General features: G+C 68.3%; 11 protein-coding genes. 1 reads left to right on the top strand and 10 read right to left on the bottom strand.

Features of this window, described 5'->3' with window-relative positions; translation table 11 throughout:
• Positions 1–6: 6 nt before the first annotated feature.
• The 4 genes from ACW174_RS15175 to ACW174_RS15190 all read right to left on the bottom strand — a co-directional run bounded on the left by ACW174_RS15175 (position 7) and on the right by ACW174_RS15190 (position 5,333).
• A complete protein-coding gene (locus ACW174_RS15175; protein WP_492015261.1) occupies positions 7–585 on the bottom strand; it encodes a 2'-5' RNA ligase family protein in 579 nt (192 codons plus the stop codon).
• Between the two features lie 17 nt (positions 586–602).
• Positions 603–1,673: an SGNH/GDSL hydrolase family protein gene (locus tag ACW174_RS15180; protein ID WP_492017302.1), complete on the bottom strand. Its 1,071-nt coding sequence runs from the start codon at positions 1,671–1,673 to the stop codon at positions 603–605.
• On the bottom strand, positions 1,673–3,958 hold the full coding sequence (locus ACW174_RS15185) for an ATP-binding protein (protein WP_492015262.1): 2,286 nt from the start codon (positions 3,956–3,958) through the stop codon (positions 1,673–1,675). The genes ACW174_RS15180 and ACW174_RS15185 overlap by 1 nt, the downstream gene beginning before the upstream one ends.
• Before the next feature lie 181 nt (positions 3,959–4,139).
• Positions 4,140–5,333 carry a patatin-like phospholipase family protein gene (locus ACW174_RS15190; protein ID WP_492015263.1) on the bottom strand — a complete coding sequence of 398 codons (1,194 nt, stop codon included), beginning with the start codon at positions 5,331–5,333 and terminating at the stop codon, positions 4,140–4,142.
• A gap of 402 nt (positions 5,334–5,735) precedes the next feature.
• On the opposite strand from ACW174_RS15190, the gene ACW174_RS15195 reads away from it, so the two are divergent.
• The gene (locus ACW174_RS15195; protein ID WP_492015264.1) at positions 5,736–7,382 is read left to right on the top strand and encodes a c-type cytochrome; all 1,647 of its coding nucleotides are present in this window, start codon (positions 5,736–5,738) and stop codon (positions 7,380–7,382) included.
• Here ACW174_RS15195 and ACW174_RS15200 read toward each other — a convergent pair.
• From ACW174_RS15200 to ACW174_RS15225, 6 genes are all read right to left on the bottom strand, one after another.
• Entirely contained in the window at positions 7,379–8,332 is a 954-nt protein-coding gene (locus tag ACW174_RS15200) for a nitroreductase family protein (RefSeq protein ID WP_492015265.1), read from the bottom strand. The two genes, ACW174_RS15195 and ACW174_RS15200, sit on opposite strands and share 4 nt — an antisense overlap.
• Positions 8,333–8,340: 8 nt before the next feature.
• The gene (locus tag ACW174_RS15205; RefSeq protein ID WP_492015266.1) at positions 8,341–9,453 is read right to left on the bottom strand and encodes a GNAT family N-acetyltransferase; all 1,113 of its coding nucleotides are present in this window, start codon (positions 9,451–9,453) and stop codon (positions 8,341–8,343) included.
• The gene (locus tag ACW174_RS15210; RefSeq protein ID WP_492015267.1) at positions 9,450–10,652 is read right to left on the bottom strand and encodes a hypothetical protein; all 1,203 of its coding nucleotides are present in this window, start codon (positions 10,650–10,652) and stop codon (positions 9,450–9,452) included. The genes ACW174_RS15205 and ACW174_RS15210 overlap by 4 nt, the downstream gene beginning before the upstream one ends.
• Positions 10,652–11,524 (bottom strand): ThiF family adenylyltransferase, encoded by an 873-nt coding sequence (locus ACW174_RS15215; RefSeq protein ID WP_492015268.1) that lies wholly within the window; start codon positions 11,522–11,524, stop codon positions 10,652–10,654. Before ACW174_RS15215 ends, ACW174_RS15210 begins: the two co-directional genes overlap by 1 nt.
• Positions 11,521–12,390 (bottom strand): hypothetical protein, encoded by an 870-nt coding sequence (locus ACW174_RS15220; protein ID WP_492015269.1) that lies wholly within the window; start codon positions 12,388–12,390, stop codon positions 11,521–11,523. The genes ACW174_RS15215 and ACW174_RS15220 overlap by 4 nt, the downstream gene beginning before the upstream one ends.
• Before the next feature lie 200 nt (positions 12,391–12,590).
• Entirely contained in the window at positions 12,591–13,094 is a 504-nt protein-coding gene (locus ACW174_RS15225) for a DUF1543 domain-containing protein (RefSeq protein WP_492015270.1), read from the bottom strand.

Here is a 13,094-nt window from a genome sequence, read left to right on the forward strand (position 1 = left end):
GAAGGGCTAGACCAGCGGCCAGCGCCCGAGCGTGTGATAGGTCGAACGGCCCACCTCGCTGTGGATCAGTTCGACCTCTGTCGCCCGCCACGAGATCGGGGCGATCTCCCGGTCCGGCATCCGCGCCTCGCCGTACATCAGGGTGACATGCGGATTGAACTGCGGGTTCGACAACGTCTTGCGCAGACGCCTGTGCACCGCGTCCCATAACGCCCGGCGATAGACTCTCAGCGGCTCGAGACCGGCCTCGCCCAGCAGGACGTGCGGGTGCTTGCCCGGCGCGCCGCCGAAGCTGCCGACACGATCAAAGGACACCACGAAGGATGGATGCTCCACCTCCGCCATGACCTCGCTCACGGTCGCGGCGACGTCGGCCCGGATGCTGCCCGCGAAGTCGCCGATGTGGATCAGGGTGACGTGGAGACGATCGGCGGACACCTCGCTCCGGCCCGACTTCAATCCATAGAGTTCCTGCGACCGGCGGCGCACCTCGGCCGCCTGAGCGGCCTGGGCGGCGGGCAGCCGCAGGCCGACGAACAGGCGTTCGATGGTCTGCGGCTGGCCGAAGTCGAGAAGGTCCTGCATCGTTTCCTTCGGCCCCGTCAGGGCGTGGTGAAGAGGCCGCGCGCCTCGATCTCGCGGGCGACCAGATCCGCGAGCAGAACTTCGTCCGCCAGTGAGGGATGCCAGTCGCAGCCCTGCAAATCCAGACCGCCGAACGGCAACACCGTCGCCAGTCCCGGCGTGGTCCGGTTCACCGCGTCCGCCACCTGGCGCACGTCGCCGGTGAAGGCGTCGCCGCCCATCAGGATGAAGCGCGCCTGCGGCTGGCGCCCGGCCAGTTCGGCGAGGAAGGCGACATAGCGCTCGCGCCAGGCAGACCGAAGGGCCGCGTCATCCGCCCACGGCTCGTCCGCATGTAGCGGCGTCGAGAAGTCGTTGGTGCCCAGATTGACGACGATGACCTGCGGCTTCCAGTCGCCCTCCCCCGCATCCAGTTGATCCGCGGCGTCGGGCTTCAGCCGCGCATAGAGAGCGGGCAGGCTCAGATCCCGCACGCCGCCGTCGTAGTTTCTTACGATGCCGAAGCCGGAATAGGCGTTGATCCGGTAGTCGGCGTCGAACCGCCGCGCGACCCGGGGTCCGAAGGCGCTCTGGGTGTCGGTCGTGGCCGCGATCTCGGCCGCCGTACAGGTTCTTACCGCCGAGGTGTTCCCATAGCCCACGGTGTAGGAATCGCCGATGAACTCGATCTGTCGGGCCTTGGCGACGGCGGGCAGTGCACGGCCGCGCCCCAGCACATCGAAGCCGATGAAGCGACCGCCGCCCGTCTGGCTTTCCCCCTGCTTCTCCAGACGCACGACATGCTCGCCCTCGGTCATGTCAGACAGGGTCAGGTCCACGGTCCCGGCCTGACGGAAAACCGCACGCTCCTGCCCGTCGAGCAGCAGGCGCATCCCGCCCGCCGGCGCCTGGAACCGCACGCGAACCGTATCGCCCTGGAACCGGCCCTCGAAATAGACCCCAGGCCAGCCGAAGCGGATCCCGCCGTCGGCCTCGTGGATCACCCGTCCGCCGACGTGAAGCGGCAGGGGCTCGTCCGCCCGGACGGCCGTTGCGAACAACGCTGAGGCAGCCACAGCGGCCGCGAAGGTCAGATATCCGGAGGCCATCACGCAGCGATATCATCCGATTGCAGCGCGTCCGCAACCGCCCTGATGAGCGCCTCCGCGCCGACCGGCTTGGAGACCGCGCCGCAGAAGCCGTCGCGGATCAGGTTCGCCTCCAGCCCCTCGCCGGCGTCGGCGGTGTAGGCCAGGACCGGTGTCTCGCGGTTGGGGCCTGCGCCCGCGCGGATCAGGTCCAGCGCCTCGCGCCCACCCATTCCCGGCATGCGAAGGTCCATCAGGATAACGTCGTAGCGCCTTGAATTTGCAGCCTCAACAGCGGTCGGCCCGTCAACCGCATCCTCCACTGCCGCCCCCATTCCGCTCAGGAAGGCGCGGGCCAGTTCGCGGTTGGCGGGATGGTCGTCAGCGACCAGCACCCGGACGCCGCCGACATCGGCCGCCGCCATCGAGGAGGCGGCGGGCTGGGCTGCGGCTTCGGCGGGCGGCGCGGGTATCTCGAACCAGAAGGTGCTGCCCCGGCCCTCGACGCTCTCCGCACCGATGGCGCCGTCCATGGCCTCGATCAGCCCCTTGCAGATGGCGAGTCCCAGACCGGTCCCGCCCGCCGCGCGCGTGCCGGCGCCGTCGATCTGCGAAAAGCGCCGGAATAGATGGTCCAGCTTGTCCGCCGGAATGCCCGCGCCCGTGTCGTGCACGGCGACCCTCAGACGCTCGCTTGCGGCCATCCAGGCCACCTCGAGCCGGACCCCGCCCTTTTCGGTGAACTTCACCGCATTGCCGACCAGGTTCAGCATGATCTGGCGCAGACGATCCGGATCGGCGACGATCGCGCCGGGAACGCTGCCGACGTCCAGCGTCAGGTTCAGATCCCGGGCCCCTGCCTGCGGGGTAAACAGGTCCAGCGTCGCGCGCGACAGCGCCTCGACATCCATCGCCTGCGGACGGATGGCGACCTGCCCCGCCTCCAGCTTGGAGAAATCCAGAATGTCGTTGACGGTGCACAGCAGGGCGCGACCGGCGTTGTCCACGCGACCGATGTAGTCGCGGGCGGCATTCGGCAGGTCCTGTTCCAAAGCCAGTCCGGTGAAGCCGATGATGCTGGTCAGCGGGGTGCGCAGCTCGTGGCTCATATTGGCCAGGAAGTCGGCCTTCACCGCCGCCGCCGCCTCGGCCTCGGCGCGCGCCTGTTCCAACTGAGCCTCAAGCGCCTTGCGGCGGGAGATGTCGCGGATCACCACCACGGTTTCGACCGGCCGCCCCGACGCATCGCGGATCAGACGCATCCGGGTCTCGCCCCAGACGATCTGGCCATCGCGATGCAGCAGACGGTGTTCCAGCGTCGCGGACGACCGCCCCTGCCCCATCGCGACGAAGGTCTCGGCCAACTGACCGCGATCCTCCGGATGGACGAAGGCGGCGGCGGGCCGACCCGCCATCTCGGTCGGGGTCCAGCCCAGCAGGCGCTCGATGGCGGGCGAGATGTAATTGGATGAACCGTCCAGCTGGACCCGGGCGATCACATCGGCCGCATTGTCGGCCAGCAATTTGTAGCGACCGCGGCTGCGCTCCATCACCGCCATGGCCTCCCGCTGGGCGGTGACATCCTGGAACACGCCGAACAGGGCCGGAGACTGGCCGTCAAAGGACAGCTCGGCGGCGCCCTTGGCGACGACCCGCCGCTTCACGCCATCCGCCCGGTTGATGCAGAGCTCGACGGAGAAGGGCCCCTCGCCGGCGATCGTTCTGGCCCAGTGGGCGGACAGGGTGGCGCGATCGTCTTCCGGGTAGAAGGCGACAGCCTCTTCAAATGTCGGCGTGAAGCTCTCGCGCGTAACGCCATGAATGGCATAGACTTCGTCGGACCACAGCACCTTGTCGTCGATCATGTCCACGCGCCAGTGCCCGACCCCGGACAGGCCCTCGACCATGGCCAGCATATGCTGGTTCTCGCGGCGCAGGCGGTCGGCGCGCGCGCGCTCCAGATCCCCGACCACCAGTCGGGCGAGATCACGCAAATGGTTCAGCGTGGCTTCATCCGGGCGCGGACGCGGCTTTGTGTCGACAACACACAGGGTGCCCAGGCCGGCGCCGTTCGCCCCGGTCAGCAGCGCCCCGGCGTAGAAGCGGACATTCATCTCGCCCGTGACGTTGGGGTTGTCGCGGAACCGAGGATCCAGGCTTGCGTCCTCGACCACCATGACCTCGTGCGCCGGCAGGTTGAGCGCGTGAGTGCAAAAGGAATCCGCGCGCGACGTTGAACATCCATCGACGCCGAGACTGGCCATAAACCACTGCACCTCGTCCTCGATCAGGGTGACGAGAGCCATGGGGCAGCCCATCAACCCTGCTGCGAGCCGGACCGCACCCTCTATCGCCGGAGCAGGGGGAACCCCGATCGCCCGCAGGGACCGGACAGCGGCAAGGCGTTCAGCTTCGTCCATCAGAACTCTCTCGGGTACGCCCCTTCCTACACCCGTCAATCCTGATGTTTGGTTAGCGACAGAGGCCTCAAGGCGAGGGCGTCGGCACGTCCGGCGCCGGGCCGATCAGCGTCGGCTCGGCAGACAGCTCCACCGCCGGTGCGACCCAGGCCTGGTCCGTCGCAGCCCGCGAGCGACCGAGTTCGAACATTCGGGCCATCGAGTCGTGATCGAAATTCAGGGCCGACGCCTCGACATCCATCGGGATCGAAGCCACGCGCAGCGCGACCCCGTTACGGGCGGCGAAAGCGGCGTTAGCGGCGAGATGGGTCCGGGTGGTCGCCTTGCTCATGCTCTCGTAGGTCCGGGTCAGGATGGCCGGCAGACTGCCCCGCACCACGCTGGATGTGCGCCCGGTCTGGCCGTTGATCAGCACATAGATCGAGGCCCGGTTGGCTCCGGGGATGGCCTGCGAGTCCGCCAGCATGTTTTCCGGCACCCCCAAAAACGGCAGGTTGATGCCGCCGTCAGCGTGCATTTCCTCAACGATCTGATCGCCTTGCAGGCCGGCGATCATCACGGGCGGGAAGACCCCGGGAATACTGGCCGAAGCGATCAGCACCTCGCGAAACAGGTGGAGCGCCTGATCGTCCCCCTGGGTGGCCAGTTGGCCCATGTCCCAGACGACCGATTCCTGTGTGTCCAGATTGGTGGTGACAACCAAGAGACGCCGTCCCCTGGCGTGTTCGGCCGCGATCTGCCGCAACAGTTCGGGCGTGACGTTCTCCTCGACCAACCGGCGCAACGGGGCGGAGCTGAACAGGCTTGGCCGCACCAGCCCCGCCAGCGCTCGCGCGCTCAGCAACCCGTCCGCGCCGCCGCCCGTGTAGGCTTCACGCAGTTCGTCATCCCAGTCTGATCCAAGGAAGGCGAAGGGCGCGGCCAGGGCGCCGGTGCTGATCCCGGTGACAATGTCGAACCGGGGTCGGCTTCCCGTCTCGGTCCAGCCGACCAGCACCCCCGCACCGAAGGCGCCGTTGGCCCCTCCGCCGGAGAGCGCGAGCATCGCGCCGCTGCCATCCTGCGCGAGTCGATGGGTGAAAAGATCCACCACCTCATCCACCCGCACCTGATCGCCGGGGCGGATCCTCGGATCCGCGACCCGCTCGACGGGCGCGTCAATCGCGCGCAGCGCCAGTGGCTCCGGTCTGGCGAAGGTGCCGCAGCCCGACAAAACCAGGGCCAGGGCCCCGATTAGAAAATGACCGGGCAGATGGCGCATCTGTCACCCTCTCAGGCTGACCCGACCGGCGGGCCTACCTGACAGAAATACCCAAGCGCTGCGGTTGTTGCGCGCGAAAAAGCGCGGCTCGACAATCAGTCGCGCGTCTTGCGGTTCGGAAGATTGCTCCAGATCGACACCGAGCCGATCACAGCCATGAAAATGGCGAAGAGGGCGACGACGGCGGCGACGATGGGGACAGCGGATTGAGGCACGGCAGGCTCCTGTTCAGATTCCCAGTCTCCGCCCTCGCCTGCCGTCGGGCCTTGATCGAGATCAAACCGCGAGGCCAGCCCCGAAGCCATTCCGGTTCGACCCGAGGGCCGGCCCGCAAGCCGCGCTGAAGCCCTGTTCGCTACACTTTTCGCTTGCCCCGGAATCCTGCCTGTGCGGGATAGAACCATGGGCAGGGTGGCCGGCATCTGCGGACTTTTCGGGGCGCTCGCCCTGTCGCTCGTCGCCTGCCAGTCGGCAGAGGATTGGGTGCGGGGTCGACTTTCGACGAAGGCCGACGCCCTCGACCGGGCCCCGCGCGAACAGAGCCTCGAGGCGCGAGGAGCCCTGCTGTTCGCGTTCGGCGATTTCGGCGGACTGGACACCGATGCGATGGAGACGGTGGCCGTGCCGTGGCGGCTGACGTCGGCGGCCCTGGTCCTGGCGCAAACCCCGGATGACGTATCCGCGGCGTCCCTGCGCCATATCATGGCCCGCTACGGCTTCATGCATCCGACGGAGGTGGCGAACTGGCCTGCTGCTGCTGCGGCGGAGCCCCCGCCGTCAGCCGAAACCCTCGGCATCATCCTCGGCGTCGCCCTCCGATCCCTGCCGCCCATCGAATTGCAGATCGGGAACATCGGTTGCGCCGCCTGCCACGCGGCCCCGGTCTATGATGGCAACGGCCTGCCGAAGCCCGATCGGGTCTGGCTGGGCGCCCCCAATCCCTCCATCGACCTGGAAGCCTATACGCGCGACCTGTACCTCGCGCTGAAGGCCGGTCTGGAACGGCCGGACGTCCTGATCGCAACCGCGCGCCGCCTGCATCCCGACATGACCGACCGGGAGGTCCGGACGCTGGAAAGCTTCGTCCTCCCGAAGGTGCGCGAGCGGATGGCGCGGATTGATCCGGACGAAGGCCCTCTGCCCTTTTCCAATGGCCTGCCGGGCGCCACCAACGGCGTCGCGGCGCTCAAGCTCCAGCATGGCTTGCTGGCGGATGAGGGCGATGCACGGCAGCGGGAGACGGGCTTCACCTCCATCCCCCACCTCGCTGACCGCGGTTGGCGCAGCGCCCTGCTGTGGGACGGGGCCTACGCCCCGCCGGGACAGGATCGCTTCCGCCCCATGACCGAGCGCGACCAAACCGCCAGGCATCGTGACGCGCTGGCGGCGATCACCGCCTATTTTACCGTTCCCAGCATGGGCGTCCCGGGGCGGCGGGCCCGCGCCCTGATCCCCGAGGTGCAGGCCACGTGGCGCTTCGTCGAGACGGTCCGCCCGCAGCCGTTCCCGGGAACGATCGATCTGGCCCGCGCCGAGGTGGGCCGGGCGGTGTACGCCCGGGCCTGCGCCAGCTGCCACGGGACCTATCAGGAGACGGCCGGCGGACCGCGCCTTTCCAGCTTTCCCAACTGGGCCGGAGATGTCGGGACGGACCTGGCCCGCGCCCGGTCCATGGACGAGGCCCTGGCGGCCCGGGTCAACGCCTCTCCCCTGCGGCAGGCGATCTCGGCCGCCCACACCGGGGTCTACGCCGCGCCGCCCCTGACCGGACTGTGGCAGTCCGCGCCCTATCTTCACAACGGCTCGGTCCCCAGCCTGACAGCGCTGCTGGGTCTTGAAGCGCGGCCCGCATGGTTCAGGACCGGCGGGCACGCCATGGATCTGGAGCGCGTCGGGATCGCCTACCCCGAGACCTATGTCCCCTATTCCACGCCGGGGATCGTCGATACGCGCCGGCCGGGCCTCGGCGCCGCCGGCCACGAGGCGGCGTTCTCGGACCTTGATCGCCAGCAGAAGCTGGACCTGCTGGAATATCTCAAGCGTCTCTAGACGATCAGGTCGTCGACCGCGCGGCGCGCGGGGGCAGGCAGGGCGCCGTCCGGCGCCTTGCCCAGACGAAATACCGTGACCAGCCTGTGTCCGTCGGGTCGTCCAAAGCGGGTCGCCAGTGCGGCTGCGGCGTCCGGATCATCGGCCAGCACCGTCATGGGGGCCGCCGACAGGCCGAGCCGGGTCATCTCCAGCCAGACACGGTGCCAGCGGCGCCCGGTGTCAAAGGCCGGCTCGCCCGCCGGACGATGGAACAGGGCCACCGCAGCGCTGCTGCGCACGACCGCTGCCTCCCCGGTCAGGGCGCCGCCCAGTCCCACGCGATCCAGGAGCTCGAACACCCCGGGCCGCAGCACGATGCCCGCGCCGAACGCCTCCAGCCCGGACATGCTCATGGCTTCGGCGTTGAGCCCGTCCACGCCCCACGACGGGTGCCGGCGCGACAGCCGCATCCAGGCCAGAAGTTCCGCGCGGAAGGCCCCGTTGCGAAAGCCTGTCAGGCTGGCGGCATCGTTCAGCCGCGCCACCGCTGCGATCTCTTCCGCCCCGGTCAGAACCGTCAGGTCCGGCGCACGGGTCGCCAGCGCCTGTACGGCCGTAGCGTCGGAGGTCGGAAGGAACGCCCCCCTCCAGGTGCGGCGCGTCTTCAGACCGGCCGCCAGCGGGTCCGGCTCGACCGCTCCGGTCGCCCGCAACCGCGCGACTTCAGTCCCCTCGCCCGGCGCGACCGCAAAGCCCAGGCGGTGCGCCGCGGCAGCCAGTACAAAGCCCTCGACGGCCGAGCCATGGCTGGCGGCCACATCGCGCCCGGTGGGGTCACCCACGGGCAGGGTGCGGCCGGCGGCCTGTACCGCCGCCACGGTGTCGGCATCGATCCTGTGCCATTGGGTCGGCTGTACGTTATGCACCGTCGGCGACAGGGCGGCGTCGGCGACGATGTCAGCGAACATTTGCGGCGTCATGCCAGGGCCTTGCTGAACAGATGGGTCCGGTGGAGGCGCTCGCCGCCGATCCGCTCGAACTGCCGCAGGCTGGCGCCGTTGACGTCGGCGATCCAGGTGCAGCCGCATTCCTTGTACCCCTTGGCCCTGAGCGCCCCCAGCACACGCCAGAGCATGGCCGGGTTGACCCCCTGCCCCTGGGCCTCGGGTCGGACGGAATAGAGGATGATGACCGCGCGCTTCGGACGGAACTGCATCTTCAGCCACGCCCACAGGGCCCGCGCGCCATAGGTCGCGCCGGCGTCCCGGACGAAGGGGTTCAGGTCCGGGATGCAGATCACCACCCCCATCGGCTCGCCCCTGTGATGGATGACCGAGGACAGGGCAGGATCAAGGATCCACATCATCTCGCCGGCCTGGAAGTCGAACTCCTCCGCGGTCAACGGGACGAACATCGGATTGCCGTCAAACCCGGCGTTCAGGCACTGCCGCGCCTCCTCCAGCCTGACTTTGAAATGGCGCCTGTCGATTGGCGCGAAGGTCCAGTCCGGCGACTCGAGGATCGCCTTCGCGCCCGGCGTCAGCAAGCTGTCCCGGTTCACCTGCCCCGGCCGGATGCGGAAAGTCGACATCGGGAAGACCGCCGCATAGCCCATGGCCTCCAACCGGGCGGGCAGCCACGGCGGCGACCAGACCATGTCCGTGAAGGGGGCATGTTCGAAACCGTCCGTCACCAGCCCGATCTGCTGCATGGCCGTCAGGTTGAACGGGCCGGCGACCTCCGTGTCGCCATGACGGCGGGCGAAATCCTCGACGGCATCGAACAGCAGACGCAGGGCTTCCGGATCATCGGCGGCGTCGAGGAACCCGAAACAGGTGCGTGACAGCCCATGGCGGGCGTTCGAGGCCGGGTGGCGGTGCGCTGTCGCCCGCGCGACGGGGCGGCCGTCGCGCAGAACGACAAGAGCCTCAAGCGTCCCACCCGCCTTCAGCAAGGGATTGCGCGTCGGATCCAGATAGCGCCGGAGGTCAGACCTCATCGGCGACACATAGGGGGTGTCTGCCGGATAGACCTCAAACGGGGTGCGGAAGAACAGGTCGATGTCGCCACCGACCAAACTCAGGCTCATGCCGCGTCTCCTGCGTTCTGTTTCGCGACGAGGGCCGCCAGCTTCTGGAACAGGGCCAGGGACCGCTCATCCTCTTCGGGCGACGCCGCGCCGGCGAGCCCGATCAGGGCGATCTTCAGCGGCGCCTCGAGAATGATCAGCGCATGGGTCGCGGCGTGGAGGTTCAGCAGATCGATCATCTGCTCGCGCCCTTCCCGCCCCGCCTCTCCCACGCCGCGCTCGAGGCGGGCGAGGACCGCGACCTTTTCCTCGCCAAAGACCTCGATCAGCCTGTCCTGCCGGTAGGCGGCCAGATCATCGCCTTCGACGAGGACCAGCCCCTGAAGCGGCGCCGCCGTCGAGGCCGTGGCCAGAAAGCGCTTCAGGTCGGATGCGTCTGCGGCGACCAGCGCCTGATCGAACGCCCGGCGCTGCTGATCACCGCCCCCGGACCTCAGCCGCAACAGAACCGACAAGGCCAGCAAGGCCGACATCGTGACACCCACCACGCCGCCTGCCTCCAGCAGCGTCTCGGGCGCCCGCAGCCGCAGCAAGGCTCCCCCGAGCAGCAGGGCGGTCGCCCCGGCCAGCGCCAGTTCCTTGGCCGCATCGATCCAGCGGCGCGGCGCCGATGCGCCCGCTGCCGCCGCATAAGCCAGCCCGAGCATGCCCAGGGCGCTCAGGCCCACGTCACCGAATAGACCGAAGTCAGTCAGCACCAGAACACCCGTCACCAGTAGCGCCCGGGCGTAGGAATCCAGAGCCGCGTTCTCCATCGGCGCCAGTCCCGTTCGATCCCGGAACATGATCAGACCCAGGACCAGGCCGAGCGCGATCGGGATGTAGATGGCCAGGCTGAACGCCTCTTCCATCCCGGCGCCGACGAGCAAGGCCGCCAGCAGGCCCAGGGCGGCGCCGCCACCGACGATCAGCTTCAGAAGCAGCGGCGCATGGCGGCGCAGCAGGATCTCGGCCATGATCAGCGCGCCCAGCGGAAGGGTGCAGGCCAGCGCCAGACTGGTGAGGCCGAACCCCGCGATCCCTGTCCCGACCGCCAGCGCCCTGCAGGCGTAGAACAGACCCGCCAGGCCGAACACCAGCATCAGCACGGTCTGCACCGTCGACCTGACCGGACGCCGGATCAGAACGGCGGCCACCGATAGCGCCCCCAAGGCGCCAAAGGCGTCCACCAGCATCTGGAAATCGGCCGCGGTGTTCATCAGGCGAGCAGACGCTTCATCATGCGACGCACGATCCAGCCCTTGAGCCAGGCCAGCGGCGCCGGCAGCGGTCGCTCCACCCTCGCATCCCGCACGTTCAGGAACCAGCCGCGGCAATCGGTTCGCGTCTTGCGCCCCATCAGCAGGGCCAGCGCCTCCCCCGCCATCAGCGCCCCGGCGGTGACCACCATGGGCGCGAAACTCATGCGCTTGCGCCTGCCCGCTGCCATCTCGGCCGCCGCCTGCAGATCGACGTGCGCGTGGGACGAGGAGTGCGTCAGCACCGACTCGATCTCCTTCATGAAGGCCTCGCCCGCCTGTTCCGGCGAAATCTCGCGCCACGGGACGCCGACGGTCGGATAGCCCAGCCGCTCCTCCGGCCGGGGATCCCGGGGACGCACCAGCACGACCGACGGCAGGGGCGAGGCCCAGGCGTCGATCACCGTGGCGCCCTTGCGTCTGGCGACCCGATACAACTCGACTGTCGCCGCGACATCGTCGCAACCGTTGACGATGACGGGGTAGTCCGTGGCCAGCGTCTCCAGCTGATCGGTCCAGTCGCGGCCGAGGACCCGCAGCTCAAGGTCGGGATTGATCTTCAGCAGACTCTCCGCCGTGGCGTCCGCCTTCGGGCGATCCACGGTGTCGATGAAGGCGAACAGTTGGCGATTGAGGTTTGAGATCTCGAACGTGTCTAGATCAGCGATGGCGATCCGCCCTACGCCGGCCCGGACCAACATCTGGACACAGGCGCCGCCCATGCCGCCGACCCCGGCCACGAAGACAGCCCCGCCGCGCAGCCGGGCCTGTTCCTCCGGGGTGACAAAGCCGAGATTCCGGGTGGTCATCTCATCGTAGAAGGACTGGGTCATACGGTCTCTCTCCACGGCCTCAGTACGCCCCAGGGCCGGCCGGCGGACAGCCAGTGGACAACGGGGAGCAGCACCATTCGCGCGGCCATCAACAGCGCCAGACCGCCCAGTCCCATGGCCGTCGTCGGAGGCGCGACCTTGCCGAGATAGCGCCCCGCCGCCGCCATATCGATCCGCCCCAGTTGCAACAGGTCATCGCCGCGACGGTAGTCGAGTTGCTCGCGACAGAAGGCGTTGTAGCGCTCCATTCGGTGGGGGGCGGCCTCTTCAAAGGTCTTTTTCAGGGCGTCGGAGCCGCCGGTGTAGGCGTCCGTGATGACAAATGTCGCCTCGCTGAAACCCGCCTCATCCCCCACGCCGAAGGCCGCGCGGTGACGCGCCATGATCTGGCGGGCCAGCGTCAGGTGGTCGAAGCTGCGCCGCGCGCCGGCGCGCGGCGATGGAAAGACGTTGGAGAAAGTCTCCGCCACCATGCCCACGACCGCGGGCACCTGACTGACGTTTGAGATCCAGAGCGCCCGTCCCTGCCCCGCCAGAAACATCAACACGCAAGTCAGTCCGTAGAGAGTCGATGACAGTCCGCGCCCCCGCAAGGCCGGATCGACCATGACCAGACCGAGGTGCATCACCCGTGTCGGACGTCCCGCCAATTCAACATCGAGGAGGGACAGGACATTGAACGCCACCGGCCTGCCGCGATCGCCCCCGGCCGCCTTCTCGTAGACGACCGTCACGACGCAGTTTCGAAGCCGTTCGGCGTCGCCGCCCAAGACGCCGTAGGAGAGTTCCTCCTCCCCCAGGGTCAGGCCGGCGACCGCGCGCAGATCGCTGACCAGCTCACCCAGAGGCCCGGGCGCCAGCGCCACACCGGGCCTCTCGACGATCCGGACCGTAAGGCCCCGCCCCGATCGCCAGCGCAGATTTATCATTCAACCTCGACATCTCGTCCCGGCCTGGCGGGACGCAGCACAGCAGTGCATCACCGCTCGAAGGTTGTCGTCAACGATGATGAAGGCGTCGCAAACGTCCGGTGCAGTCGCGGGCGGACTTCCGACGGCGAGCTACGTCAGCGGATCGGGGTGTAGCGACAGGTAAATGCCGGATCGCCGGTCATCAGGCTGGGCGTCAGATGGATATGCAGGCGCTGGTCCCGGGCGGCCGCATCCAGGGCAAAGGCTTGCTCGGCCTCATACATGTCGTCCCTGTGCTTGTCCGTCCAGCCGGCGATCTGTTTCATCGCGCGGCCCTTGGCCGCCGACAGATCATCGGCCACCACGAAGACATTACGATGCTGCTCGGCGAAATTCTGGCCGTCATAGCCGCCGAGATTGACATAGTAGAGCGTCTCGGGGCCCGCGAACGGTTCAGGTCGAAGCGAGATGTCATAGCCGTCGGCACAGACGATCTCGGACCAGCAGTCGATGTGAAGACTTCCGGGCTTGCCCCACCATTGCGCCAGAAGCGCGCCGTGCGTCGCCTCGATGGTTTCGGCCACGACAAAGCGGATGTCGTGGACCTCGATATTGGCGCCGGGGTGCTCGCCGCCGATGTAGATCGCGAACAATTTCAT

This window comes from Brevundimonas sp. AVps31 (assembly GCF_058681355.1).

Bases quoted from the DNA above. Each gene is read 5' to 3' on its own strand.
- ACW174_RS15175 (WP_492015261.1), bottom strand. From the start codon at position 585: ATGCAGGACCTTCTCGACTTCGGCCAGCCGCAGACCATCGAACGCCTG.
- ACW174_RS15180 (WP_492017302.1), bottom strand. From the start codon at position 1,673: ATGGCCTCCGGATATCTGACCTTCGCGGCCGCTGTGGCTGCCTCAGCG.
- ACW174_RS15185 (WP_492015262.1), bottom strand. From the start codon at position 3,958: ATGGCTCTCGTCACCCTGATCGAGGACGAGGTGCAGTGGTTTATGGCC.
- ACW174_RS15190 (WP_492015263.1), bottom strand. From the start codon at position 5,333: ATGCGCCATCTGCCCGGTCATTTTCTAATCGGGGCCCTGGCCCTGGTT.
- ACW174_RS15195 (WP_492015264.1), top strand. From the start codon at position 5,736: ATGGGCAGGGTGGCCGGCATCTGCGGACTTTTCGGGGCGCTCGCCCTG.
- ACW174_RS15200 (WP_492015265.1), bottom strand. From the start codon at position 8,332: ATGTTCGCTGACATCGTCGCCGACGCCGCCCTGTCGCCGACGGTGCAT.
- ACW174_RS15205 (WP_492015266.1), bottom strand. From the start codon at position 9,453: ATGAGCCTGAGTTTGGTCGGTGGCGACATCGACCTGTTCTTCCGCACC.
- ACW174_RS15210 (WP_492015267.1), bottom strand. From the start codon at position 10,652: ATGAACACCGCGGCCGATTTCCAGATGCTGGTGGACGCCTTTGGCGCC.
- ACW174_RS15215 (WP_492015268.1), bottom strand. From the start codon at position 11,524: ATGACCCAGTCCTTCTACGATGAGATGACCACCCGGAATCTCGGCTTT.
- ACW174_RS15225 (WP_492015270.1), bottom strand. From the start codon at position 13,094: ATGAAATTGTTCGCGATCTACATCGGCGGCGAGCACCCCGGCGCCAAT.